16 protein-coding genes are annotated in these 18,442 nt (G+C 53.4%); 6 read left to right on the top strand and 10 right to left on the bottom strand.

The window, feature by feature from the left end; translation table 11 throughout:
• Positions 1-5 precede the first annotated feature (5 nt).
• Positions 6-854, bottom strand: a complete 849-nt coding sequence (gene ylqF, locus RHH27_RS12240) for a ribosome biogenesis GTPase YlqF (protein WP_302678406.1) — start codon at positions 852-854, stop codon at positions 6-8.
• Between the two features lie 413 nt (positions 855-1,267).
• On the opposite strand from ylqF, the gene RHH27_RS12235 reads away from it, so the two are divergent.
• The 3 genes from RHH27_RS12235 to RHH27_RS12225 are packed head-to-tail and all read left to right on the top strand — an operon-like array spanning position 1,268 to position 3,516.
• The gene (locus RHH27_RS12235) at positions 1,268-2,695 is read left to right on the top strand and encodes a form I ribulose bisphosphate carboxylase large subunit (RefSeq protein ID WP_149819787.1); all 1,428 of its coding nucleotides are present in this window, start codon (positions 1,268-1,270) and stop codon (positions 2,693-2,695) included.
• A gap of 53 nt (positions 2,696-2,748) precedes the next feature.
• A complete protein-coding gene (rcbX, locus tag RHH27_RS12230) occupies positions 2,749-3,129 on the top strand; it encodes a RuBisCO chaperone RbcX (protein ID WP_302677423.1) in 381 nt (126 codons plus the stop codon).
• Between the two features lie 30 nt (positions 3,130-3,159).
• Positions 3,160-3,516, top strand: a complete 357-nt coding sequence (locus tag RHH27_RS12225; RefSeq protein WP_206200361.1) for a ribulose bisphosphate carboxylase small subunit — start codon at positions 3,160-3,162, stop codon at positions 3,514-3,516.
• Between the two features lie 134 nt (positions 3,517-3,650).
• Here the strand turns inward: RHH27_RS12225 and RHH27_RS12220 are convergent, their stop codons facing one another.
• From RHH27_RS12220 to RHH27_RS12190, 7 genes are all read right to left on the bottom strand, one after another.
• Entirely contained in the window at positions 3,651-6,380 is a 2,730-nt protein-coding gene (locus RHH27_RS12220) for a valine--tRNA ligase (RefSeq protein WP_302678405.1), read from the bottom strand.
• Positions 6,381-6,405: 25 nt separating this feature from the next.
• Positions 6,406-7,143 carry a 3-oxoacyl-[acyl-carrier-protein] reductase gene (gene fabG, locus RHH27_RS12215; RefSeq protein WP_206200359.1) on the bottom strand — a complete coding sequence of 246 codons (738 nt, stop codon included), beginning with the start codon at positions 7,141-7,143 and terminating at the stop codon, positions 6,406-6,408.
• 128 nt (positions 7,144-7,271) lie between these two features.
• The gene (locus RHH27_RS12210) at positions 7,272-8,261 is read right to left on the bottom strand and encodes an Rpn family recombination-promoting nuclease/putative transposase (protein ID WP_302678404.1); all 990 of its coding nucleotides are present in this window, start codon (positions 8,259-8,261) and stop codon (positions 7,272-7,274) included.
• 3 nt (positions 8,262-8,264) lie between these two features.
• Positions 8,265-9,170: an Rpn family recombination-promoting nuclease/putative transposase gene (locus tag RHH27_RS12205; protein ID WP_302678403.1), complete on the bottom strand. Its 906-nt coding sequence runs from the start codon at positions 9,168-9,170 to the stop codon at positions 8,265-8,267.
• A 3-nt stretch (positions 9,171-9,173) separates the two neighbouring features.
• Positions 9,174-10,043, bottom strand: coding sequence for an Rpn family recombination-promoting nuclease/putative transposase (locus tag RHH27_RS12200; RefSeq protein ID WP_302678402.1), 870 nt, complete (start codon positions 10,041-10,043; stop codon positions 9,174-9,176).
• A 3-nt stretch (positions 10,044-10,046) separates the two neighbouring features.
• Positions 10,047-10,928, bottom strand: a complete 882-nt coding sequence (locus RHH27_RS12195) for an Rpn family recombination-promoting nuclease/putative transposase (protein ID WP_302678401.1) — start codon at positions 10,926-10,928, stop codon at positions 10,047-10,049.
• 3 nt (positions 10,929-10,931) lie between these two features.
• A complete protein-coding gene (locus RHH27_RS12190) occupies positions 10,932-11,813 on the bottom strand; it encodes an Rpn family recombination-promoting nuclease/putative transposase (protein ID WP_302678400.1) in 882 nt (293 codons plus the stop codon).
• A gap of 132 nt (positions 11,814-11,945) precedes the next feature.
• Between RHH27_RS12190 and RHH27_RS12185 the strand changes: the two genes are divergently transcribed.
• Complete coding sequence (locus tag RHH27_RS12185; protein ID WP_011057339.1) at positions 11,946-12,266, top strand: MgPME-cyclase complex family protein; 321 nt, start codon at positions 11,946-11,948, stop codon at positions 12,264-12,266.
• Here the strand turns inward: RHH27_RS12185 and RHH27_RS12180 are convergent.
• Together RHH27_RS12180 and RHH27_RS12175 are read right to left on the bottom strand one after the other, a co-directional pair.
• The gene (locus tag RHH27_RS12180) at positions 12,263-15,754 is read right to left on the bottom strand and encodes an AAA-like domain-containing protein (RefSeq protein WP_302678399.1); all 3,492 of its coding nucleotides are present in this window, start codon (positions 15,752-15,754) and stop codon (positions 12,263-12,265) included. The genes RHH27_RS12185 and RHH27_RS12180 overlap by 4 nt on opposite strands.
• A 10-nt stretch (positions 15,755-15,764) precedes the next feature.
• The gene (locus RHH27_RS12175) at positions 15,765-16,571 is read right to left on the bottom strand and encodes a helix-turn-helix domain-containing protein (protein WP_302678398.1); all 807 of its coding nucleotides are present in this window, start codon (positions 16,569-16,571) and stop codon (positions 15,765-15,767) included.
• Between the two features lie 140 nt (positions 16,572-16,711).
• Between RHH27_RS12175 and purC the strand changes: the two genes are divergently transcribed.
• On the top strand, positions 16,712-17,443 hold the full coding sequence (gene purC, locus RHH27_RS12170; RefSeq protein ID WP_302677432.1) for a phosphoribosylaminoimidazolesuccinocarboxamide synthase: 732 nt from the start codon (positions 16,712-16,714) through the stop codon (positions 17,441-17,443).
• Between the two features lie 13 nt (positions 17,444-17,456).
• Positions 17,457-18,440 carry a glucokinase gene (locus RHH27_RS12165; RefSeq protein ID WP_206200352.1) on the top strand — a complete coding sequence of 328 codons (984 nt, stop codon included), beginning with the start codon at positions 17,457-17,459 and terminating at the stop codon, positions 18,438-18,440.
• Positions 18,441-18,442: the final 2 nt, after the last annotated feature.

The raw sequence follows: 18,442 nt of genomic DNA, 5'->3' as shown, positions 1-18,442 counted from the left end.
AATACTTACATATTATCTTGCAAAGGGGGACGCTCAAGGGCGATCGCCCCCAAGTAACCGCGGCGATAGTCTTGCAACAGTTGTCGGGCTGCCCGTTCTAAGTCACCATGGTAGCGGTTAGTGGCGAGATCATGAAGATAGGTTTCACCCGTGTCGGTGACGGCTAGACCATAGCGATCGCTGAGGTGATCGGCGTGTCCCAACTGGTGCAGTAGCTCAACAAGAATTGGTGCCACGCGACAAGGGTCGTAGGCAGCTTCGCCAATGTCATCGCAAATGGCCAGTTTTACCGCCGCCTCTTGATTCTTAAAATTCATCGGCAAGACCCCGGGGGCATCCAAAAGTTCCAAGGTGGGAGACAAACGTACCCAGCGCAGTTGCCGGGTTACCCCCGGCCGAGCGGCACTCTCAACCACCCGCTGCCGCAAAAGGCGATTAATCAGTGCTGACTTGCCCACATTGGGAAACCCCAGAACCACAGCCCGTACGGCTCTTACTTGCATGCCCCGCTGTTGACGGCGTTGATTCATGGCAGTCCCTGCCCGCACCGCCGCCTGTTGGAGTTGGCGAATCCCTTCACCCCGCTGCGCATTGGTGAAAAAGACGGTTTCTCCTTGGGTCTCAAACCATGTCAGCCACTGCTGGCGATCGCGATCGCTAATCCTGTCCATGCCATTGAGCACCAAGAGGCGGTGCTTGCCACTAGCCCACTGACGAATTTGGGGATGGTAACTGGCCAGGGGAATCCGTGCATCCCGCACTTCTAAGATCACATCCACCTGTTTCAGTTGTTCCTTAAGGGCGCGTTCTGCCTTAGCAATGTGGCCGGGATACCATTGAATGATCGGACTCATAGAAATTCCACCCCCTTTTTTGCAAAAACAATAGAGCGATCGCCCCCCATGAACGCCATTCAATTGATTTCAGATAATCCTCAATCGTTTTTGAATAGACAGAGCACTATGGTTGTGCGCCTCTGATTAGAAACCTATAAACAACTCTAAAGATTGATAACCCAAACCTATAGAATAATTAAGAATCTCCAAAGCAAAAGTTATTGCATTGGGTATCAACTAAGCTGATGCTTAAGCATAAGACCTACGACGATATCACAGGCTTGCGGATGGTTGCATCATCTCGCTGAGTTTTGCATTGCTCAATTTTGCCCCATTTTGGGGGAATCGTAGCGTTCACACTACCCATTGCAAAGGTTGCCCGTAGAGATTGCTCTATTCGGCACAGTAACTGTTAAAGAGGAAAAACGTCTATGGCCTATACGCAATCCAAATCCCAGAAAGCTGGGTATCAGGCAGGGGTAAAAGACTACCGCCTGACCTATTACACCCCTGATTACACTCCCAAAGATACCGATATTCTAGCGGCCTTTCGTGTGACCCCGCAGCCGGGCGTGCCCTTTGAGGAAGCTGCCGCCGCCGTTGCCGCAGAATCCTCGACAGGGACATGGACCACCGTGTGGACCGACCTGCTGACCGACTTGGATCGCTACAAAGGTCGCTGCTACGACATCGAACCCCTGCCGGGTGAAGATAATCAGTTCATCGCCTACATTGCCTACCCGCTGGATCTCTTTGAAGAAGGATCCGTCACCAACATGCTGACCTCCATTGTGGGGAACGTGTTTGGTTTCAAAGCCCTCAAAGCGCTGCGTCTAGAAGACCTGCGGATTCCGGTGGCTTACCTGAAAACCTTCCAAGGCCCCCCCCACGGGATTCAAGTGGAGCGCGACAAATTGAATAAATATGGTCGTCCCCTCTTGGGCTGCACGATCAAGCCGAAACTGGGTCTGTCGGCGAAAAACTATGGCCGTGCCGTTTATGAATGTCTGCGCGGTGGTCTGGACTTCACCAAAGATGACGAAAACATCAACTCCCAGCCCTTCCAACGCTGGCGCGATCGCTTCCTCTTCGTTGCCGATGCCATTCACAAAGCCCAGGCCGAAACTGGCGAAATCAAAGGCCACTATCTCAACGTAACCGCTCCCACTTGCGAGGAAATGCTGAAGCGGGCAGAGTTTGCCAAAGAACTGGAAATGCCCATCATCATGCATGACTTCCTGACCGCGGGGTTCACTGCCAACACTACCTTGGCCAAATGGTGCCGTGACAATGGCATGCTACTGCACATTCACCGCGCTATGCACGCTGTGATTGACCGTCAGAAAAACCACGGCATCCACTTCCGGGTCTTGGCCAAGTGCTTGCGGATGTCTGGGGGTGACCACATCCACACCGGTACCGTTGTCGGTAAGCTGGAAGGGGATAAAGCCATCACCCTTGGTTTTATCGATCTGTTGCGGGAAAACTACATTGAGCAGGATCGCTCTCGTGGCATTTACTTCACCCAAGACTGGGCCTCGATGCCAGGAGTGATGGCGGTGGCTTCTGGTGGCATTCACGTCTGGCACATGCCCGCACTGGTGGACATTTTTGGTGATGATTCTGTGCTGCAATTTGGGGGCGGCACACTTGGTCACCCTTGGGGGAATGCACCGGGGGCAACTGCGAACCGGGTCGCCCTTGAAGCCTGCATCCAAGCCCGCAACGAAGGTCGTGACCTGATGCGCGAAGGCAGCGACATCATCCGCGAAGCCGCTCGCTGGAGTCCAGAACTGGCTGCTGCCTGCGAACTCTGGAAAGAAATCAAGTTCGAGTTTGAAGCGCAAGACACGATCTAGGTGGTGCAGTTGGGGTTCAATCGGAGCTACGGCAACGATTTCCCCGTAGGTCTATGGATGTCAAGCACATTGCGAAGCAAACCACCAAAACCCTGATGAGTTATCTCACCTATCAGGCCGTGCGAACCGTGATTGGGCAACTGGCCGAAACCGATCCACCGCGATCGCTCTGGCTACACCAGTTCACGAGTCAAGAAAGTATCCAAGATGGTGAACGCTACTTGGAAGCTCTCTTTCGCGAACAGCCCGATCTCGGTTTTCGCATCCTCACGGTACGCGAACATCTCGCGGAAATGGTGGCGGACTATCTACCAGAAATGTTACGTGCGGGCATCCAGCAGGCCAACTTGCAACAACGCTGTCAACAACTGGAGCGGATGACCCAAGTGTCGGAAGCCAATGTTGAGAGCAGCCATCCAGAAACCCCTGAATAATTTGTTGACTGTGAACCAATTGAGGAACCTATGAAAACACTGCCCAAAGAGCGTCGTTACGAAACTTTCTCCTACCTGCCTCCCCTCAGTGATGCCCAAATTATGCGGCAAATCCAGTACGCGATTGATCAGGGTTACCACCCCTGCGTAGAGTTCAACGAAACCTCTGATGCTGAGATTCACTACTGGACGATGTGGAAGCTGCCCCTGTTTAACTGCACCAATGCCCAAGAGGTGCTCAACGAGGTGCAGCAGTGCCGCTCGGAATATCCTAACTGCTTTATCCGGGTGGTGGCCTTTGACAATATCAAGCAGTGCCAAGTGATGGGCTTTATTGTCTACAAGCCCAATCAGGCCAACAGCGGCTACGGCGGCTATCGCTATTGAGGCTGAGATTTTCTCAGTCCATTTTAGGGGGGGGAAACACCCCCCTATTTTTTATTGCACGTTAATGAGGCGAGCGATCGCGCAAATAGGCTTCAACTGCTTGCGGTGCTGTTTTCTACTGATCAGGGTTGGGTTTAGGCATCGGCACTTAGCGACTGGAGTCGGCGCTGAATAATCGCGAGTTGCTGTTGGGCAGCGGTCAGTTGCGCCTGAGCCATAGCCACCACCTCTGGTTGGGCTTTGTTAACAAAATTGGGGTTGTTGAGGCGAGCCGTTAAAGATTGAATGTCTTTGGTCAGGCGATCGCCCTCCTGCTGGAGTTTGGCCACCAAGGCTGCCACATCCACGACCCCCGCTAGGGGAATGAGCACCTCGCTTTTGCCAACCACACCACTAAACACCTGCTGCGGAATTTGCAGGTCGGTGCCAATGGTTAGCGACTCAAGGCGCGCTAGGTGTTGAATATCTGCCGCCCCAGCCTCAAAGATCGGTGCTTCCTCAGCACTGGCCTCAATCAAGGCCGTAATATACAATCCCGGCTTAATCCCTGCCTCTGCCCGCAGATTGCGAAGGGTGCGGATGGTTTCAATCAAAAGGCTAAATTGGGCTTCAAGGTCAGGGTCAATGGCGCGGCGATTCACTTTCGGGTAGGGTTGTACCGCTAAAACTTCACTGTCTCCCACCTGATGCAGCGTGTGCCAAATTTCCTCGGTGATGTGGGGCATGAAAGGATGGAGCAGCTTCAGGATACCATCGAGAACCGTGGCTAGCACCTGTTGCGCCGTGCGCTTAGCTTTGGCGTTTTCCCCTTGCAAACGGGGTTTCACCAGTTCAATGTACCAGTCGCAAAAATCCCCCCAGATGAATTCGTAGAGTCCCTTAGCCGCCTCCCCAAGACCATAGCTTTCAATGCGTTCGCGGGTGGTTTGAATGGCCGTGTGGTAGCGACTGAGAATCCAGCGATCGCTGGCCGCCAAGTCCCGCCGCTGTGGTGTCCCCAACTGGCTGGGGGTTTGTCCCTCTAGATTCAGCAACACAAAGCGAGAGGCATTCCAGAGCTTGTTGGCAAAGTTGCGAGCCGCCTCGACGGTTGCCGATTCATCGGTTTTGCGGTTGTAGGCCAAGCGAATATCCTGACCGGCGCCTACCACTTCCTTGACCAAGCTATAGCGCAGCGCATCAGTACCGTATTTTTCAATTAAGATCAGCGGGTCAATGCCATTGTTGGCAGACTTGGACATTTTCTTGTTGTTTTCATCCCGCACCAAGCCGTGGATATAGACATCGCGGAAGGGGATTTTACCCGTGAAGTACTGCCCCATCATAGTCATCCGCGCCACCCAGAAAAAGATGATGTCAAACCCGGTCACAAGGGTGGTGTTGGGGTAATAGCAGCGATAGTCTGGCGTATCATCGGGCCAGCCGAGGGTAGAAAAGGGCCATAGACCAGAGGAAAACCACGTATCCAGTACGTCCTGATCCTGCTGGAGCTGAATCTCCTTGCCAAATTGGGCGATCGCCTTGGCGCGGGCAGCGGCCTCATCCATGGCCACCACAAAGGGCGTGTCATCGCGCACTTCGCCTTCGGTTTCACTGACCACATACCAAGCGGGAATTTGATGCCCCCACCACAGTTGCCGTGAAATACACCAATCCCGTAAGTTCACCAGCCAATCGCGATAGACCTTTGCCCAGCGATCGGGGATAAAGCGGGGGGAGTGCTTTTTATCCAGTGCCTTGAGGGTAGCATCCGCGAGGGGACGAATTTTCACAAACCATTGAGTAGAGAGGAGCGGTTCAATGGGGACTTTGCCGCGATCGCTATAGGGAACGGTGTGTTTATAGTCCTCCACCCGTACCAAAAAGCCCTCTGCCTCTAGGCGAGCCACCACCTGTTTACGCGCCACAAAGCGATCCAGACCTGCAAACTCGCCAGCATTCTCATTGAGGGTGCCATCCTTATTCATCAGGTTAATCATGGGTAGGTGATGGCGTTGCCCCATGACAAAATCATTGGGATCGTGGGCTGGGGTGACTTTCACACAGCCGGTGCCAAAGGTCGGATCTACTAAGGGATCGCCAATAATGGGAATTTCCCGATTCATCAGGGGAAGCCGCAGCGTTTTGCCAATCAAATGGCGATAGCGATCGTCCTCAGGGTGAACCGCCACCGCTGTATCTCCCAGCATCGTTTCTGGCCGGGTCGTCGCCACCTCCAAATATCCTGAGCCATCCGTCAGCGGATAGCGAAAATGCCAGAGATGCCCCTGTACTTCACGGTTTTCCACTTCTAAATCCGAGACTGCCGATTGACTGGCGGGGCACCAGTTCACCAAATACTTACCGCGATAGATCAGCCCTGCTTCATAGAGGCGATTAAAGGCGGTCAGCACCGCCCGCGACAACCCCTCGTCCATGGTGAAGCGTTCGCGCGACCAATCCACCGACAGTCCCAAGCGACGAATTTGGCCGACAATCGTATTGCCCGATGACTCCTTCCACGCCCAAGCCCGCTGCAGATAGGCCTCTCGTCCCAAGGCAAAGCGGTTGGTGCCCTCCGCGTGCAACTGTTGATCCAAAATCGTGCTAACAGCAATACTGGCATGGTCTGTCCCCGGCAGCCAGAGGGCGTTGCGACCAATCATGCGGTGATAGCGAATCAGCACATCAATCAGGGCGTGCTCAAAGGCGTGACCCATGTGCAAACTGCCGGTGACATTCGGAGGCGGAATGACAATGCAATAGGGCTTGCCAGGGTGGTTGGGATCGGCGTGAAAGACACCACTGCTTTCCCAAAGCTGTTGCCATTTGGCCTCGGTTTGCTTGGGATCGTATTGACTGGGGAGGGTAATCGCGTCGGTCATGGGTTGCTGCACTACTCCAAGGCGCCTAGGCCATCACCATACCACCATCCACATTGAAGACTTGCCCCGTAATGTAGGCGGCTGCCGGATCCAAGGCCAAAAAGCGCACCATCCCTGCCACCTCTGTGGGTTCGCCATACCGCCCTAGGGGAATGAATTTAAGAATGTCCTCTGCCTTGAGTCCAGCGGTCATCTCAGTGGCAATAAAACCGGGGGCAACGGCATTCACGGTAATGCCCCGACTGGCGAGTTCTTTGGCCACAGTTTTGCTAAACCCAATCACGCCTGCTTTGGCAGCACTGTAGTTGGCTTGGCCAGGGTTGCCCATTTGCCCGGCTACCGAAGCAATGTTGATAATTCGTCCCCGCTTTTGCTTGAGCATCAGTTTACTCACCGCACGGGTACACAGGAAGACCCCCGTCAGGTTCAGGTTAATCACCGCCTGCCAATCCTCGAGGCTCATGCGCAGCAGCAGCGTGTCGCGGGTAATGCCGGCATTGTTGACCAGCACATCGACGCGGCCATAGGTGTCCACCGTTTTGGCCACAAGGGTATCGACCTGCTCAGGGATAGATACATCGGCAGCAATCGCGATCGCTGTTCCCCCTTGCTGTTCAATCATTTGCACCACTTCAAGGGCAGCTTCAGCAGAACGGGCGTAGTTGACAACTACAGTGGCTCCTTCTTTCGCCAGTTCGAGGGCGATCGCCCGACCAATTCCCCGTGAGGCACCAGTGACAATGGCAACGGCTGCTTCGCTCAAATCAGTTCTCTCCTAAGGGCAAAAATGCTGCACGTATGGATAGTCCATCACAAATTTTAACAGCCGATGTTACCCCTCTTGGGTCTAGGGCATGTCAACCCAATAGATCAACACGCGAGGCAGTATTCTTAGGCGGAGTGATCGAGCCAATCAGACACTGCCTCTAGGTCAGTGAAGTCTAGAAGTGCTTCTGCCAACGCTTCGATTTGATCGGGAGAGAGCTGACGAATCCGTTCTTCAAGGTCATTGGGCACACTGCCAAACCGCCGCCTTAACTGCCGCAGGACAACGGCTGCTTCTCCTTGCTGTAGTCCTTGTTGCAATCCTTGTTGCAGTCCTTGCTGTAGTCCTTGTTGCAATCCTTGTTGCAATCCCTGCTGTAGTCCTTGCTGTAGTCCTTGTTGTAGTCCTTGTTGTAGTCCTTGCTGTAGTCCTTGTTGTAATCCTTGCTGTAATCCATCCTCTCGTGCCTCAGCATAAACCTCTTGATAAAATCGCGTCCGCTTTAGTTCCTCAGTGGTAAACCCCAGCATGCGCAGCACCTCCTCGCGACTCAGCTTGGTGAACTTGTAGAGCACAATGGTTGTGATTAACTCCATTATGACTTCTGGCCTTGGAACCGCCTCTATGCGAGTGCGTTCTGCCAGTAACCGTGCTGCTGTCGGCATTTCTGCTTCGGGTAACACGGTGAGCTGCATCAGGGCTAGGCTCAATGGCAACGCCTCAAGTGAACCGAGTTCATTCAAATAGACCCGACGCAGGCGATCGCTATTCACTAACAATTGATACGGCTCAAAACACTCTTGTTCAGCTTGGCGATTGGGATAAATAACCACCGCTTGCCAATCAGAGAAGGTTTGACGATACAGCCGCAGATAGAGAAAGATTTCCGCAAAGAATCGTTCGTAGAAGGTGTTGTCCCGCTGAAACTGCACTTCACAAAAATAGACTATTCCCGAGGGGTCGGGGGGCACGAAGACGCCATCAATGCGAAAGGCCGTTTGCTTGAGTTCCACGGAGTCAAAACGATACCCCTGAGGGGTGTCTATGCCCAAAAGGTCAAAGAGGGTTTGGGGCAGCTGGGCAAAGAGTTGGTAAAAGAGGGAGTCGCGGTGCATGGGCTAGGAAGAGCGATTTAGCCACGCAAACACTTCCTCTAGACCAGTGAAGTCTAGGAGTGCTTCTGCCAACGCTTCGATTTGATCGGGAGAGAGCTGACGAATCCCTTCTTCAAGGTCATTGGGCACACTACCAAACCGCCGCCTTAACTGCCGTAGGACAACGGCTGCTTCTCCTTGCTGCAATCCTTCTTGCCGTCCTTCTTCTCGTCCCTCTTGTCGCCCCTCTTGTCGCCCCTCTTGTCGCCCTTCCTCTCGTGCCTCAGCATACACTTCTTGATAAAATCGCGTCCGCTTTAGTTCTTCAGTGGTAAACCCCAGCATGCGCAGCACCTCCTCGCGACTCAGCTTGGTGGACTTGTAGAGCACAATGGTTGTGATTAACTCCATTATGACTTCTGGCCTTGGCACTGCCTCTGTGCGAGTGCGCTCTGCCAGCAACCGTGCTGCTGTCGGCATTTCTGCTTCGGGTAACACGGTGAGCTGCATCAGGGCTAGGCTCAATGGCAACGCCTCAAGTGAACCGAGTTCATTCAAATAGACCCGACGCAGGCGATCGCTATTCACTAACAATTGATACGGCTCAAAACACTCTTGTTCTGCTTGGCGATTGGGATAAATAACCACCGCTTGCCAATCAGAGAAGGTTTGGCGATACAGACGCAAGTAGAGAAAGATTTCAGCAAAGAATCGTTCGTAGAAGGTAGTGTCCCGCTGAAACTGCACTTCACAAAAATAGACTATTCCCGAGGGGTCGGGGGTCACGAAGACGCCATCAATGCGAAAGGCGGTTTGCTTCAACTCGACTGAGTCAAAACGATACCCCTGAGGGGTGTCTCTGCCCAAAAGGTCAAAGAGGGTTTGGGGTAACTGGGCAAACAGTTGGTAAAAGAGGGAGTCGCGGTGCATGGGCTAGGAAGAGCGATTTAGCCACGCAAACACTTCCTCTAGGTCAGTGAAGTCTAGAAGTGCTTCTGCCAACGCTTCGATTTGATCGGCAGAGAGCTGACGAATCCGTTCTTCAAGGTCATTGGGCACACTACCAAACCGCCGCCTTAACTGCCGTAGGACAACGGCTGCTTCTCCTTGCTGTAGTCCTTGTTGTAATCCTTGCTGTAATCCATCCTCTCGTGCCTCAGCATAAACCTCTTGATAAAATCGCGTCCGCTTTAGTTCTTCAGTGGTAAACCCCAGCATGCGCAGTACCTCCTCGCGACTCAGCTTGGTGAACTTGTAGAGCACAATGGTTGTGATTAACTCCATTATGACTTCTGGCCTTGGAACTGCCTCTATGCGAGTGCGCTCTGCCAGCAACCGTGCTGCTGTCGGCATTTCTGCTTCGGGTAACACGGTGAGCTGCATCAGGGCTAGGCTCAATGGCAACGCCTCAAGTGAACCAAGTTCATTCAAATAGACCCGACGCAGGCGATCGCTATTCACTAACAATTGATACGGCTCAAAACACTCTTGTTCAGCTTGGCGATTGGGATAAATAACCACCGCTTGCCAGTCAGAGAAGGTCTGGCGATACAGACGCAAGTAGAGAAAGATTTCCGCAAAGAATCGTTCGTAGAAGGTAGTGTCCCGCTGAAACTGCACTTCACAAAAATAGACTATTCCCGAGGGGTCAGGGGGCACGAAGACGCCATCAATGCGAAAGGCGGTTTGCTTCAACTCGACTGAGTCAAAACGATACCCCTGAGGGGTGTCTATGCCCAAAAGGTCAAAGAGAGCCTGGGGCAGCTGGGCAAACAGTTGGTAAAACAAGGAGTCGCGGTGCATGGGCTAGGAAGAGCGATTTAGCCACGCAAACACTTCCTCTAGGTCAGTGAAGTCTAGAAGTGCTTCTGCCAACGCTTCGATTTGATCGGCAGAGAGCTGACGAATCCCTTCTTCAAGGTCATTGGGCACACTACCAAACCGCCGCCTTAACTGCCGTAGGACAACGGCTGCTTCTCCTTGCTGCAATCCTTCTTGTCGCCCCTCTTGTCGCCCCTCTTGTCGCCCTTCCTCTCGTGCCTCAGCATAAACCTCTTGATAAAATCGCGTCCGCTTTAGTTCTTCAGTGGTAAACCCCAGCATGCGCAGCACCTCCTCGCGACTCAGCTTGGTGAACTTGTAGAGCACAATGGTTGTGATTAACTCCATTATGACTTCTGGCCTTGGCACTGCCTCTGTGCGAGTGCGCTCTGCCAGCAACCGTGCTGCTGTCGGCATTTCTGCTTCGGGTAACACGGTGAGCTGCATCAGGGCTAGGCTCAATGGCAACGCCTCAAGTGAACCGAGTTCATTCAAATAGACCCGACGCAGGCGATCGCTATTCACTAACAATTGATACGGCTCAAAACACTCTTGTTCTGCTTGGCGATTGGGATAAATAACCACCGCTTGCCAATCAGAGAAGGTTTGACGATACAGCCGCAGATAGAGAAAGATTTCCGCAAAGAATCGTTCGTAGAAGGTGTTGTCCCGCTGAAACTGCACTTCACAAAAATAGACTATTCCCGAGGGGTCGGGGGGCACGAAGACGCCATCAATGCGAAAGGCCGTTTGCTTGAGTTCCACGGATTCAAAACGATACCCCTGAGGAGTGTCTCTGCCCAAGAGGTCAAAGAGGGTCTGGGGCAGCTGGGCAAACAGTTGGTAAAACAAGGAGTCGCGGTGCATGGGCTAGGAAGAGCGATTTAGCCACGCAAACACTTCCTCTAGGTCAGTGAAGTCTAGAAGTGCTTCTGCCAACGCTTCGATTTGATCGGGAGAGAGCTGACGAATCCCTTCTTCAAGGTCATTGGGCACACTACCAAACCGCCGCCTTAACTGCCGTAGGACAACGGCTGCTTCTCCTTGCTGCAATCCTTCTTGTCGCCCCTCTTGTCGCCCCTCTTGTCGCCCTTCCTCTCGTGCCTCAGCATACACTTCTTGATAAAATCGCGTCCGCTTTAGTTCTTCAGTGGTAAACCCCAGCATGCGCAGCACCTCCTCGCGACTCAGCTTGGTGAACTTGTAGAGCACAATGGTTGTGATTAACTCCATTATGACTTCTGGCCTTGGAACCGCCTCTATGCGAGTGCGTTCTGCCAGTAACCGTGCTGCTGTCGGCATTTCTGCTTCGGGTAACACGGTGAGCTGCATCAGGGCTAGGCTCAATGGCAACGCCTCAAGTGAACCGAGTTCATTCAAATAGACCCGACGCAGGCGATCGCTATTCACTAACAATTGATACGGCTCAAAACACTCTTGTTCTGCTTGGCGATTGGGATAAATAACCACCGCTTGCCAATCAGAGAAGGTTTGACGATACAGCCGCAGATAGAGAAAGATTTCCGCAAAGAATCGTTCGTAGAAGGTGTTGTCCCGCTGAAACTGCACTTCACAAAAATAGACTATTCCCGAGGGGTCGGGGGGCACGAAGACGCCATCAATGCGAAAGGCGGTTTGCTTCAACTCGACTGAGTCAAAACGATACCCCTGCGGTGTGTCTCTGCCCAAGAGGTCAAAGAGAGTTTGGGGCAGCTGGGCAAACAGTTGGTAAAACAAGGAGTCGCGGTGCATGGGCTAGGAAGAGCGATCGCTCCGACCAGAAACCTCAGAAAACTTCAGAACTAGAGTGTTATGGAGGCAGGGGTTCCCCCTATGCTAAGCTGAGGACTGTATAGAATATGTTGTGGTTTTGCATAGATCCCTATGGCGACGTACTATTACATTCTCGCAAGCAAAAAGTTTTTGACTGAGGAAGAACCCCTTGAGGAAGTGTTTCGCGAGCGACAGCGTCACTATCGGGAGCAAGGCAAAGAGATTGATTTTTGGCTGGTGCCCGAGCCGGCGTTTTTAGAGCAGCCCCAGTTTGCTGAACAGAAGGCGCGTTGTCCACAGCCCGCCGCAGCCATTATCTCCACCAACCAGCAATTTATTCAGTGGCTGAAGCTGCGCTTGGAGTATGTGCTGATGGGGCAATTCACCAGCGAGGAGGTTCCGAATCCCCTTGCTTCCCTTGCAAGCGTTTAGGGACAGGCTTGAGCAACATCGGGATTTTGTTGACGGTAGTCCTTGAGCCAGTCACAGGCGCTGGTTAATAACTGTCCTAGGGTGGCCAGCGGGCTAATCAAGACCTCGTCATCCTCGGTACCAATCGCCACATAAAGTTCGTCTTGGCCACTCACATCAACGCTGTAGGGAATGGCAGAAATACGATCAATCAGTGTAATGAGCTGGCCTCTTTGGTTCCAAACCCGCACACTGCGATCGGGGGAGGCGGTGGCAATCATTTCACCATTGGGGCTAAGACCGAGACTGACAATACTGCGCTGGTGAGCACGAAACACACGGGGGTTGCTGGGGGCATTCTTGCCGTGAATTGACCACAAATAGACGGAGCCACTTTCGCCAGCCGCCGCTAGGAATTGGCCGTTGGCACTAAATTCAAGGCTAGCCAGCCATCCTGCATCAGGGTTCAGGCGATAGGCAAGGCGATCGCCCTCAAAATTCCAGACCTCAATTGTGCCCGCAGACCCCGTACTCGCCAGCAGGGGGAGTGTCGGATGGAAGCTGAGGCTCCAAATTTCCCCTTCACTTTTGCGCTTTTGAATGTTCTCTGGCCGCTGGAGGTCAACAAGATAAATGGTGCCTTTTTCATCGCCTGCGGCTAAGTACCGTCGTTGGGGATCCATGGACACGGTGTAGAGGGTAGCCTCGATGGGCAGTTGCCAGATTTGCTGGGAGCGATCCGCAAGGTTCCAGATCACTAATTTTCCCCCTTTGGTGGCGATCGCCACCCGTTGGCCGCTGGGACTAAAGAGCACTTGGTTGATGCCTTGAGGATCGAGAACTGGGGTTGTGGCAAGGAGCGTGCCATCCCGTCGCCAGTACTTGACACGACCATCTTTGCCCCCCGTGACCACTGTGGCTGCTTGGGAATCTAAGGCCACTGTCCAAATACTCTCTTGATCGGCAAACCAGTGTTCCGTGCGGTGATGATCGAGGTACCACAGCGTCATTTGCCCCCCGCGATCGCTACTGAGGAGCACTGACCCCGTTGGATTAAAGCTGACGGTATTGATCAGGCGTTCATGACTCCCCAACTCAGCAATCAGTTCACCCGTTGGCTGCCACAGACGCATCGTGTTATCTGTGCTCAGGGTCAATAGACGATAGCCCACAGGAGACGTACCCACAAAATACACTGGGGCTGCACTGACACGCCATTGATTGATTTGTTGCCCCTTGGTGTTCCAAAGGCGGAGGGTGCCATCTTTGCCTACCGTCGCCAGTTGGCCATTGCTGAGATAGGTCAAACTGGTTTGGGGAACGGGAAGATCGGCTTGGACTTGCCATGCTTGGAGCAGTTCCCCCTGACGAGACCAAACCCGAATCCAGCCTTCTTCATCGGCAGTGGCCAAGCGATCGCCCCTGATGGCATAACTCAAGCTATTGATACTCTGGCTAGGGGTGGGAATAGTGGCCAGTAATTCCCCTTCAAGGCTCCAACGCAGCATATCCCCTGTAGTTGTGGTGGCCGCCAACTCCTGCCCCTCTGGACTAAAGCGAAAGTTATTGATCGGTAAGGCAGGCAAACGCCGTTCAAAGATAAGTTTTTGCAGTTCGACACGCCACAGGGAAATTTCGCCCTTATTATTGAGCAGACCCACGCGATCGCCCCTAGGGCTGATCCGTGCCAGTTTGACATTGCCAATCTCCAAAGACTGGGCACTCAGTCGCTCGCCGTTCACTCGCCAAAATTCGACAACGCCGCTTTCACTAATGCTGAACTGCTGACCATCAGCCGTCAAAAAGGCCGCCATCAGGGGGGTATTGTCACTCTGCCATTGGTTGCGGGCTTGAATGTGATCGAGGAGAAAATTAAGCACAAAGAGGGGGCGCGTCGTAGGGTATTGACTCAGGGGGCGATCGCCCACCAGTCGTTTTAAGTGGCGTCCTGCCTCAATACCTGCTAAAAGGGCGGGTAACTCTTGGGCTTGAAACTGTTCCAGAAGATCATTACTGGTTTGCTCAAGGGCTAGACTTTCTTGGGAGGCTTGTAGATCTGCATAGGTTTTTGCCAAAATTGCCGCTACCCCCAGAGAAATCACAGAAACAATACCAAGAGCCATGAGGGCGCGGCGGGTCAGACGACTGGCTTTTTGGCGAGCTGCCTCGAGAATGCGGTTGGCAGCACTGATCGTCTCCTTTTCTTGGCGCTCGAGCAGTAACGTGTCTTGAATCGCTTTCTGGTTGGCCTCCTGACTGGCAGAAAGATACTGATAATCCAGATCACTGAGGCTTTTGCCACTGGCCCAGATCAACGCTTCCTCAAGGGCTTGTCCCCGCAGGAGACGGGAGCTATCACTGCCCCCAGAGCGCAGCCATGCTTGGAACTCCTCACTGTAGGGGCGCAGTTGTGCCAACTGTTGCTCAACCCACTGGGCATCAAAAACTTGGGCATAGATGGGGTTAAACACCTGCAATTTGCCTTGGCGCTGGCACACCAATCCCGTTAGAGCGAGGGCTCGCTGCTCACTACTGCCATCAAGGGGAATACCCCCCGTTTCTAAAACCCGCTGATAGAGACCCAAGAGACGACCGATGCGCTGTTCATCGGCCAGCAAGCGATTGCGAATGGTCTTGAGGTGTTCGGGTTCATCTTGCCGCTCCCAATCCTGAAGGATATGCTCTTGGACAAACTGGGCTAACTCATGGGAGAGGGTTGACGCCGGCATAAATGACCCGTGGTGTTGCAGCAGGCGACAGAGTTTTTGGGTCAAGAAGGGTTGGCCACCCGTCCAATTGAGAATTTCCGCCAAGAGTTGATCGGGGTTGTCGCTAAGATGGGCAATGCCCTTGAGTAGGGGGGTGGCTTCCGCAAGGGTAAATCCCTGTAAATCAATGGCACAACCAATGTTAAAGGGGGTGCGTTGCTTATCTTGAATCAGTTGATCGGGGGTGGCCACGCCAAAGAGAGCAAAGGTTAAGCGCTGATATTCGGGATAATCTGCCCGTTGGTTGTAACAAGCGCGGATCCAAGCAAAAAAATCATCGGTGGAAAAGGGCAGACTCAACAAACTATCAATTTCATCAATAAAAATGACAAGGGGTTCACGGGTGTGGGCAAGCAGCACTGTTTCTACGAAATCACTGAGGCGCTGAATGGGTGACACCAGCTGGCGATCGCGCCACCAAGCGCGCAAGGAGACCACATCAGTTAACTGAAATCCCTGAATGAGGGCACCCACAAAACTGGCATACCACTGCTCGGGTTGAATATTTTGGCTGCCAATTTTGGTAATGTCGAGGGCAGCACAGCGGTACCCCATTGTGATCAATTGCTGTGTTACTTGCACCCGCAAGCTGGATTTGCCCATTTGCCGCGAATTGAGAATATAGCAAAACTCACCAGCGGTCAGGGCAGCCAACAGATCCGCATCCGCTTGCCGTCGGACATAGACTGCCGATGTGGTGGGTAAACTGCCCCCCACTTGATAGGTGGTTGCTGCATCCATTGAGGGTGACCTAGTTGGAAACGCTACGCTCCGGTGCTGTTGACGTGGTTGCCCTCTCTGAAGTGGCCTGACTAGCAAGAAATTCTTTTTCTGTCACTTCTCCCAGTTGCCCCATCGGTTGGGACGGACCATTATTGACACTCACCTTGACAGCGCCAGCATTCCCCGTGCGGACAATTAAACGCTCCTTGGCTTGCCAACTGCGCTCTGTTCCCGACTCCAAAATACCAGCATAGACAACTCGACCATCGGCTTCCACCTCGAGCCACGAGGCATCGGAGAGGGACAACTTGACCTCAACCGTTTCAGGGGTCGTGGGGCTGGGCGTCGGTGTTGCCGCTGCTGTGGGGGTGGGTGTGGGACTGGGGGACGCGGTAGGGGTCGGTGCGGGGGCTAAATCGGTGATGCTTTGGGCTTGAGGACGAAAGAGATAGGCCAACCCAGCCACTGCTGCTGCCACGAGGGCAAAGTACATTAGGTAGAGGTGAATTGGGCGCAACTGCCAACCTATATCGCCCCTGGGAAGACTGGGTTTATCGGGGCGCTCCACAGGGTCAGCCACTGTTGGAAAATTGGCGGCAATACTTTTGCCATCAAGGCCAAGGGCATCGGCAAAACGGCGAATAAATCCTTGGGTATAGACGGGTTCGGGCAACTCCTCAAGGTTGGCATTTTCAATGGCTGCAAGGATTGACTGGCGCACCAACGTTTTGGCGGCCACCTCCTCAAGACTTAGACCCACTTCCCCTCGCTTTTCGCGGAGGAAGGCACCAATTTCTGCCAGTTTTTCTGCCTGTTGATTACTGAAGTGAGGCATCGCTATCTATCTCCTGCCGTCAGTCTATGCCAATTTGCCGAAGAGGGGTTTAGCCATTGGGATTATCCTATAGCAAGCTGCTGTGGATTGGGGGACTGCCTTTGCTAGGCTAGATCTGGCTTTTAGACGCACCTCTTTTTATGACTCAGTTCTCTCCCTTGTACGAAGGCAAGGCAAAGATTATTTATGCCACAGCGGATCCAGACATCTTGCTGGCGGAGTTCAAGGATGAGGCCACCGCCTTTAATGCCCAGAAGCGTGGCTCGATCCAAAACAAGGGAGTGATGAACTGCGCGATCGCCAGCCATTTGTTTCAGTATCTGGCGGCTCAGGGCATCCCCAACCATTTTATTGCTCAAGTGGCGCCAAACAAGATGCACATTCGGCGAGTAGAGATTATTCCCCTTGAGGTGGTGGTGCGCAATCGGGCAGCGGGAAGCCTTTGTCGGCAGACGGGATTGCCCTTGGGATTAGAACTCAATCCCCCCTTGGTGGAGTTTTACCTCAAGAATGATGATCTTGGTGACCCGCTCCTTACAGGCGATCGCCTGCGCCTATTGCAGATTGCTACAGATGAGGAAGTTGCAACGATCAAGGAAATGGCCTTGGCCGTCAATACCCATCTCAGTCGCTTTTTTGCGGAGTGTGGCATTACCTTGGTGGACTTTAAGCTGGAGTTTGGCCGCAGTCCGACGGGGGAGATTCTTTTAGCGGATGAAATTAGCCCCGACAGTTGCCGCCTCTGGAATCAAGATGAAAGTGATCCTAAAAAGCGCATTCTCGATAAAGATCGTTTTCGCCAAGATTTGGGCGCCATTGAGGATGCCTACGCCCTCGTGATGCAGCGAGTGTTAGCCCATAGCGTGAGTTAGCAAGGGGTGGGCAATGACCGTTGTACTTGGCGCCGATGTGGGTGGCACAAAAACTCTCATCGAGTTATGGGATGTGGTGGGCAGTGATTGGCATTTGCTTCACAGGGCGAAATACGCCAGCCGCGATTTCCCTGACTTGACAACTCTTTTGCAAACGTTCCTCAAGGAGAGTCCTGCCCATCCACAGCGGGCTTGTCTGGGGATTCCGGGGCCTGTGATTGACCAAGTGGCTCAGGTCACCAATTTGGGCTGGCGGGTCAGTGGTGCCGAATTAGAAACGGCATTGCAGATCCCTTGCGTGACGCTGCTGAATGATTTTGCAGCCGTAGCCTATGGTGCATTAGTATTACCGCCGACGGATTTTGTTGTCCTTCAGGAGCGGCCGCGGCGTCCCCAAGCGCCTATTGCCCTATTGGGAGCGGGTACTGGCTTGGGGGAAGCACTGATGATTTGGCAGGGCGATCGCTACCAAGTGATGCCCCTAGAGGGTGGCCACACCGACTTTCCACCCCGCAATGAACAGGAAATGGGTCTATTGCGCTATTTGTGGCAAACCTACGAGCGAGTTTCTGTGGAACGGGTGGTTTCTGGCGCGGGGCTAGTGGCAATTTACGAGTATCTCAAGAGTGTCCACTTTGCTCCCGAATCAGCAGTGGTTGCAGCAGCCATGGCAGAGGTGGAGGATCGCGCCGCCGTGATCAGTCAATACGGCCTTGAGGGGGATCCTCTGTGTGCAGAAGCCTTACGGATGTTTGTGGATGCCTATGGGGCAGAGGCTGGCAACCTTGCCCTGAAAAGTTTGCCCTTGGGGGGGGTGCTGATTGCCGGAGGGATTGCCCCCAAAATTCTGCCGAAAATGACCGATGGCACGTTTCGCCAAGGGTTTGTGAGTAAGGGACGATTTCGCCCCCTGATGGAGCAGTTGTACGTTGCAGTGATTACGAATCCAGAGGTGGGATTGCGGGGCGCGGTACATTTAGCCGCTCAGGGGGCCTAGGG

This window comes from Thermosynechococcus sp. PP555 (genome assembly GCF_031583225.1).
Lineage (GTDB): Bacteria > Cyanobacteriota > Cyanobacteriia > Thermosynechococcales > Thermosynechococcaceae > Thermosynechococcus.
This window is presented reverse-complemented; position numbering and strand designations above follow the sequence as displayed.

Coding starts and splice junctions, on each gene's coding strand:
- ylqF (WP_302678406.1), bottom strand. CDS start 854: ATGAGTCCGATCATTCAATGGTATCCCGGCCACATTGCTAAGGCAGAA.
- RHH27_RS12235 (WP_149819787.1), top strand. CDS start 1,268: ATGGCCTATACGCAATCCAAATCCCAGAAAGCTGGGTATCAGGCAGGG.
- rcbX (WP_302677423.1), top strand. CDS start 2,749: ATGGATGTCAAGCACATTGCGAAGCAAACCACCAAAACCCTGATGAGT.
- RHH27_RS12225 (WP_206200361.1), top strand. CDS start 3,160: ATGAAAACACTGCCCAAAGAGCGTCGTTACGAAACTTTCTCCTACCTG.
- RHH27_RS12220 (WP_302678405.1), bottom strand. CDS start 6,380: ATGACCGACGCGATTACCCTCCCCAGTCAATACGATCCCAAGCAAACC.
- RHH27_RS12210 (WP_302678404.1), bottom strand. CDS start 8,261: ATGCACCGCGACTCCCTCTTTTACCAACTCTTTGCCCAGCTGCCCCAA.
- RHH27_RS12205 (WP_302678403.1), bottom strand. CDS start 9,170: ATGCACCGCGACTCCCTCTTTTACCAACTGTTTGCCCAGTTACCCCAA.
- RHH27_RS12200 (WP_302678402.1), bottom strand. CDS start 10,043: ATGCACCGCGACTCCTTGTTTTACCAACTGTTTGCCCAGCTGCCCCAG.
- RHH27_RS12195 (WP_302678401.1), bottom strand. CDS start 10,928: ATGCACCGCGACTCCTTGTTTTACCAACTGTTTGCCCAGCTGCCCCAG.
- RHH27_RS12190 (WP_302678400.1), bottom strand. CDS start 11,813: ATGCACCGCGACTCCTTGTTTTACCAACTGTTTGCCCAGCTGCCCCAA.
- RHH27_RS12185 (WP_011057339.1), top strand. CDS start 11,946: ATGGCGACGTACTATTACATTCTCGCAAGCAAAAAGTTTTTGACTGAG.
- RHH27_RS12180 (WP_302678399.1), bottom strand. CDS start 15,754: ATGGATGCAGCAACCACCTATCAAGTGGGGGGCAGTTTACCCACCACA.
- RHH27_RS12175 (WP_302678398.1), bottom strand. CDS start 16,571: ATGCCTCACTTCAGTAATCAACAGGCAGAAAAACTGGCAGAAATTGGT.
- purC (WP_302677432.1), top strand. CDS start 16,712: ATGACTCAGTTCTCTCCCTTGTACGAAGGCAAGGCAAAGATTATTTAT.
- RHH27_RS12165 (WP_206200352.1), top strand. CDS start 17,457: ATGACCGTTGTACTTGGCGCCGATGTGGGTGGCACAAAAACTCTCATC.